Origin of the sequence: Shewanella sp. SM101 (genome assembly GCF_025654465.1) — a bacterium.
In the GTDB taxonomy this organism is placed as follows: Bacteria; Pseudomonadota; Gammaproteobacteria; order Enterobacterales; family Shewanellaceae; genus Shewanella; species Shewanella oncorhynchi.
Genome location: NZ_JAKKRH010000036.1, coordinates 42,745 through 48,866 on the forward strand (window position 1 = coordinate 42,745; position 6,122 = coordinate 48,866).

The window sequence follows — 6,122 nt, forward strand, 5'->3', positions numbered from 1 at the left end:
AAGGCCTTTTAGGAATAAGCGGATCACTATGGTCGAGCGAAAAAAGCAAATGAGCCGCGATCGGGTTTCCCGGCTCATCAACTGGGGACATTGGTTCGCCTTCTTCAATGGCTTATTAGCCATGATAGTCGGCAGCCGATATCTTGGCAGCGTGGGTTATCCAGAAACTTGGTATGGCTGGGTTTATCTAAGCGTCAGCACTATTGGTCAGTTTAGCTTTCTCGCCTTTATCGCCTATTTGATCTGCCTATTTCCACTGACCTTGATATTGCCTTATTCGAAGATATTAAGAGGCGTCGCGGCGGTGATCGCGACCCTAAGTCTTTGTATCTTATTGTACGATACCATTGTTTACGCCGATTACGGCATGCACTTGAGCCCCTTCGCCTTCGATTTAGCTTGGGCGGATCTCAATGCCCTGCTCCGTGGTACTTCTTATATCGTCACACCGCTGGCCATCATCGCCATTGAACTGACCATGGCGAACTTTTTGTGGAAACGCATAGAGAAAATCCAAAAACTCAATTTAGGCAATAAAGTTATCACCTTAGTGTGTATCTGTTTTATCAGCAGCCACTTGATCCACATTTGGGCCGATGCCGCCGATATCACAGAAATTACCCGTTTCGACGATACTTATCCTTTATCTTATCCCGCGACTGCTCGCTCCTTTATGGAAAGTCACGGTATCGATGGTTCATACCAAGGCGATGACGTCAATCACAACACCAGTGTACTCAGCTATCCAGAGCAGCCACTCACCTGCCAGGCCGACACGAAAATTAACGTGTTGATGATTACCATAGACAGTTTGCGGGCGGATATGGTCGATGGTAAAAGCATGCCATTCCTACAACAATACACTGAAAATAATCAATCTTTTACCCAGCATTTCAGCGGCGGCAACCAATTTAGAACGGGCATGTTTTCGCTACTCTATGGCCTGCAAGGCAGTTATGGCGATGCGCGAATTTTTAATAGCACCAGTCCTTTACTGACCAGAAGCTTTCAACAAGCAGGCTATGAATTGGGGCTTTTCCTCCCAGAAACCAATCTCAATTTGCGTTCATCACAGGCGATGTTTAATGACTTTAGTCCTGTCATAGCCAAAGAAACCAATGGCAGCGCCGATGCCGACTTGCACACAGTGGCCAGTTTTAACGAGTGGCACAGCATCCAACATAAACCTTGGTTTGCGCTCGTTAACTTAAAAGCGCCAGAAAATTTTGATACTCCCGTGGGTTTTCTGGGTATCGAAACAGTGAAAGCCAATACCGACCTGATGCCAGCGCAAAAAGTACTGTTTAATCAATATCGCCAATCTCTGTATTTTGTCGATCAACAACTCAAGGCAATGCTGGCCAATGTGTCCAACGACACCTTAGTGATTATCACTGGGGTTAATGGCAAAATGTTCACCAGCAACAGTGATGAAGCTAATCGCAACCTGTCACCACAGAGTGTCAAAGTGCCATTAGTGATCCACTGGCCGAATACGGGTGCTTCTAAGGTCAAATACCGCACCAGCCATTACGGCATTGCGCCGACTTTAATGACCCACGTGCTAGGTTGCACCAATAACACGACAGATTACAGCGCTGGCCGCAGCCTATTACAACCTGACAAAGAAACGTGGATCTATATAGGTGATAGCCGTATTTTTGCTATCTATCAAGAAGCAGAAGTGACAGTGATTGACCGCCACGGTAAATATCGTATTTACGATGAAAACTATGAACATAGGCTCAATAAAAAAATGAGCGCGCCTGAATTGATTGAAGTGATGCGTGAAGGTCGACGTTTCTATAACCACTGAGCTTCATCATCTTAGTTAAAAAAGCCCCATTCCTACAGGATTGGGGCTTTTTTATTCCCTGGCGACTGGATGAATACGAAATGCACGAAGCTTGGATTTAACTGTGTGGGTTGAAGAGCTGCGTGGCCAGTATCTTGAAGCTAGTCTCTTGTAGCTAGTCTCTTGTAGCTAGTCTCTTGTAGCTAGTCTCTTGTAGCTAGTCTCTTGTAGCTAGCCTCTTAATGATGGATCTTACCTGCCACTAAAGCCAAAAGCCGCTATCTCTAGATAACGGCTTTTTAAGGCTTAGGCTTAAATCAACTCACTCTACAATCAATCGGCTTTAACCGTAGAGTAGCGGGCTAACCAATGGGCGTAGGAAGCGGGTAATACCCAAGATGGGCGCTCAATTTTCAAGGTTTGCGCCGCTTGATATGGCCAATGTGGATTCGCTAAAAACGCTTTACCTATCATCACTAAATCCATTTGTTCATCTTCAATGGCCGCATTAGCTTGATGTGGATCATCCATACCCCAAGAAGTCGCAACGGGGAACCCCACTTCTTGACGAACCCGCGCTGCAATAGGCGCCAAAAATGCAGGACTCCATGGAATATTTGCCGTTGGGGTCGAGAAGCAAATGCTGACGTTTAACATATCGAGCCCAGCTTGCTTAAATTGCTTCACCAAGGTTATCGATTCCGTCAGTGTTTCTTCATCTTTATGGTCGAATTCAATCACACCAAATCGCGCCGTTAAGGGTAAATGCGATGGCCAAACGTCTCTTACCGCGGCAATAGTTTCTAACAAAAAGCGCCCCCGCCCTTCCGCACTGCCACCGTATTGGTCGGTGCGTTGATTGGCATAGGTTGAAAAGAAACTTTGGGCTAAATAACCGTGGGCGAAATGCAGTTCTAACCATTCAAATCCTGCCGCTAAAGCACGCTTTGCTGCCGCCACAAAGTCGGCTTTAACCCGCTCAATGTCCTCAATCGTCATAGCGGTAGGCACTTTAGGTAAGTTTGCGCCAAATGCGACAGCTGATGGTGCAATCGGTTGCCAACCTCGCGCGTCATCATCGGCAATATGATCATCCCCTTCCCACGGGATATTCGCACTCGCTTTACGGCCTGCATGACCAATCTGAATGCCTGCAACAGCACCCGCATTTTTAATCGCGCTGGCGACCTTAGCTAGGCCTTGGGCTTGTTCGTCATTCCATAACCCAAGGCATTTGGGGGTAATACGTCCTTCGGGAGAAACCGCAGTGGCTTCAACCACAACAAGACCGGCACCGCCACGGGCAAGGCTAGTGTAATGCACCTGATGCCAGTCGTTGATGAGTCCGTCCGTGGCTTGATATTGGCACATGGGCGCAACGGCAATACGGTTTTTGAGGGTGATGTCTTTAAGTTTGAAGGATGAAAATAGATCGGCCATGGTGTTTCCTGTGTCTATTAAGATCAAAAGGTATTTGAATACTGAATGACGACAGACTAGTCTTATCGTGCCATAATTAAAAGCACGTACAGATTATAGATTTGATAAATTTTTCTTATGACAAATCCACAGTGGTTACACACCTTTAGCGTGCTAGTCGAGAAAGGCAATTTCACCCGCACCGCCGAAGCTATAGGTATCACCCAAGCGGCCGTGAGTCAGCATATCAGTCGCTTAGAAGAAACCTACGGCACACTGTTTTTACGCCGCACCCGCCAGCTTGAAATCACTCCCATTGGGGAAAACCTGCTGACCTACGTCAAAGAAGTTGAATGCGCGCAAAAGCGCTTACAGCAGAAACTGATCCATGATGATGCCAATGTCGGTGATATTAGCCTTATCACTCCAGGTAGCATTGGTTTAACGCTCTTTCCGCTATTAATCGAATTACAACAAGCCTTTCCGGCGTTAAGCATTCGCCACCGTTTTGCACCTGATAGTGAGATAGTGGCCTCAGTGTTGGCCAATGAACATGAAATCGGCATGGTAACCTTAAAACCTTCCGATCCTCGTATTCACAGCACACATTTTACCGAAGAGCCGCTTGAACTTGTGGTACCTGCAAGCCATAAACAACATGAATGGGCTGATTTACAACGGCTAGGGTTTATCTCCCATCCCGATGGTGAGGCCATGGCGACTCGGCTGCTTAGCCGTAAATATCCAACTCACCCCGGCATTCAAGAGATCCCCTGCAAGGGATTTACCAACCAAATCAGCCTCATTCTCGAACCTGTAGCAAAAGGGCTAGGATTTACGGTTATCCCGCAATACGCCCGCAAAGCCTTTGAACGACAAGAAGATATCTATGTTGTGGAATGTGGCAGCCAAGTTGTAGACACCATTTGGCTTATCCATCGTGCGGAATGGCCCTTATCGCGCAGAGCCCAAAAAGCGATCACATTTTTAAAGGGGAAAATATAAAACCCCATTAAAAAATGGGGCTCGATACACACGTTACCACAGGAATAGTCAGCGTTAGCAACGGATACATAAGACTCAGAGGCTATTGATTAATATCCAATTCATTATGGATCAATACCACGCACTGAGAAGCAAACAACATCTTAGGCCCTAGGCTAATCTTTTGCGCGCCGAGTCGTTTCAAGGTATTAAAACTTTTCTTCGGCATAGGAATATGATCGGTCAGCAAAAAGCACGGATTCCCCACAAATTCTTGCTCACGGATTGAAGTGCCCTTCTTATCCATCATAAACAATTGATAATCCACCGCGAGGTCCTGTACCAGCTTTTCAAAACTGATGGTGCTCACAGTAATGCCCTCGTCAACAACACGGGTTTGCTCCTTCGTCATACCCCGAGAAATATCTAAGGCTTTGGCAATTTTAGTGAGCAAAGCTTGCTCGTGAAAACCACCAATATGGCAAATATTTCGAGTATCGAAGCAGATAGTGCGGGAAAAATCATGGGTACTTTCTAGCACCAAATAAACGACAACATCGTTTCGATGGGACTGAGCCACAAAGATAGTGTTCATCAGGGTATGAGCTAAAATCTCGGTATGCGCCTCTTGGCCGACAGAAGCCAAAAACAACTGACTGTCAGTAGGTGCTGATCTTGCTCGTAAAACAAACGCGCGCATAGGTAAATGTCCTACTCAATAATGTCTTAAATGCTAAATGGCGGATGCATATAATTTGTGAAATTGACGATTTCGCCTTGAAAATTTTTGCCTTTTGCCTTTTGTCTTTTGCTGTGCCAAAGCCAGCCTAATCACTCGAACTTGAACTTTAGTCGCAAGCAGCGTTAATCATATGGGCAGCGAAAAGGTATAAAAAACAAAACCCGTATAGCAATGCTAACACGGGGTTTTGTTTTACTTAACTGCTGGTTATTTTAATGATTAAAACAAACTAACAAAAAGTATCTAATTTGATCGGTATGAGAAGATTCGAACCTCCACTCCCTGATACTCTATAACAGTGAACCGCTTAATCATAACCTGCTAAATTTAAACATAAATAATGTAATTTTGCACGTTTAAATTACCTCAACAATTTATGTACAATTACACGAAAATGCGATATCAAGGCTACAAGTACAACAAATTGAGCGTATTCAAACAAAATAACATCCCATTAGTTGTAATCAATATCGGATAACAACCAATGGGATCTAGGGAATACCTACAATCCCTGCATTTTCCCGATTCAGCAATGTGCTCTGACGCGGTGGCCATACGTGCAGGAATCACTCAGCACGTCACCGTTCATATAGATAATTCCAGTATCAGGACATAGTTAAGGGGAGCCTTAACTTGCCTTAACAGGCCAAGAAAGAACGAATATTGTTCCTCCATGGCCCGATGGCTGGCAAACCACGTGGCCGCCGTGAGCTTCAGCAATTGTTTTAACCACTGCGAGACCGAGTCCACTGCCACCACTTTTTCGAGAGCGAGACGGATCAACTCGGCGAAATGCCTCGAATATGTAGCTTGCTGCTTCATCAGGAATACCTGGGCCTTCATCTTCTACGGTTAGATAACAGCTTGCCCCCACGCTATAGAGTCTTACAGTCAAAGCGCCAGGATCAGCATGCTGGCGTGCATTTTCCAGGAGTGTAGTGGCACACTAATTTTGGCCACCTAAATAGAGGTGATATTATTACCTCGTAGATGACTTTAGGTGAACACATGAGATCGACAACCAGAAAAACATTTAGTGCTGAATTCAAACTTGAAGCAGCCCAATTAGTCCTCGATAAAAACCATAGCATCATCGAAGCTGCAAAGGCGATGAACGTAGGTAAGTCCACTATGGATAAATGGGTGAGACAGTTAAAACTAGAACGCCAGGGTGGCACACCA

6 protein-coding genes are annotated in these 6,122 nt (G+C 45.5%); 3 read left to right on the forward strand and 3 right to left on the reverse strand.

The features are described from left to right. The first annotated feature begins 28 nt into the window (after positions 1-28). Complete coding sequence (locus tag L5M38_RS17950) at positions 29-1,816, forward strand: DUF3413 domain-containing protein (protein ID WP_263179874.1); 1,788 nt, start codon at positions 29-31, stop codon at positions 1,814-1,816. A gap of 312 nt (positions 1,817-2,128) precedes the next feature. Here L5M38_RS17950 and L5M38_RS17955 read toward each other — a convergent pair whose 3' ends face one another. Beyond that, a complete protein-coding gene (locus L5M38_RS17955; protein ID WP_263179876.1) occupies positions 2,129-3,235 on the reverse strand; it encodes an NADH:flavin oxidoreductase/NADH oxidase in 1,107 nt (368 codons plus the stop codon). Positions 3,236-3,352: 117 nt separating this feature from the next. On the opposite strand from L5M38_RS17955, the gene L5M38_RS17960 reads away from it, so the two are divergent. Then, positions 3,353-4,219 carry a LysR family transcriptional regulator gene (locus L5M38_RS17960; RefSeq protein WP_263179877.1) on the forward strand — a complete coding sequence of 289 codons (867 nt, stop codon included), beginning with the start codon at positions 3,353-3,355 and terminating at the stop codon, positions 4,217-4,219. 82 nt (positions 4,220-4,301) lie between these two features. On the opposite strand, the gene trmY is transcribed toward L5M38_RS17960, so the two are convergent. Both trmY and L5M38_RS17970 read right to left on the reverse strand, forming a co-directional pair. Further along, positions 4,302-4,898 (reverse strand): tRNA (pseudouridine(54)-N(1))-methyltransferase TrmY, encoded by a 597-nt coding sequence (trmY, locus tag L5M38_RS17965; protein ID WP_006086220.1) that lies wholly within the window; start codon positions 4,896-4,898, stop codon positions 4,302-4,304. Between the two features lie 670 nt (positions 4,899-5,568). After that, positions 5,569-5,835, reverse strand: coding sequence for a sensor histidine kinase (locus L5M38_RS17970; protein ID WP_411569312.1), 267 nt, complete (start codon positions 5,833-5,835; stop codon positions 5,569-5,571). Positions 5,836-5,948: 113 nt separating this feature from the next. Between L5M38_RS17970 and L5M38_RS17975 the strand changes: the two genes are divergently transcribed. After that, the coding region (locus L5M38_RS17975) for a transposase (protein WP_263148818.1) at positions 5,949-6,122 on the forward strand (174 nt) is incomplete at its 3' end.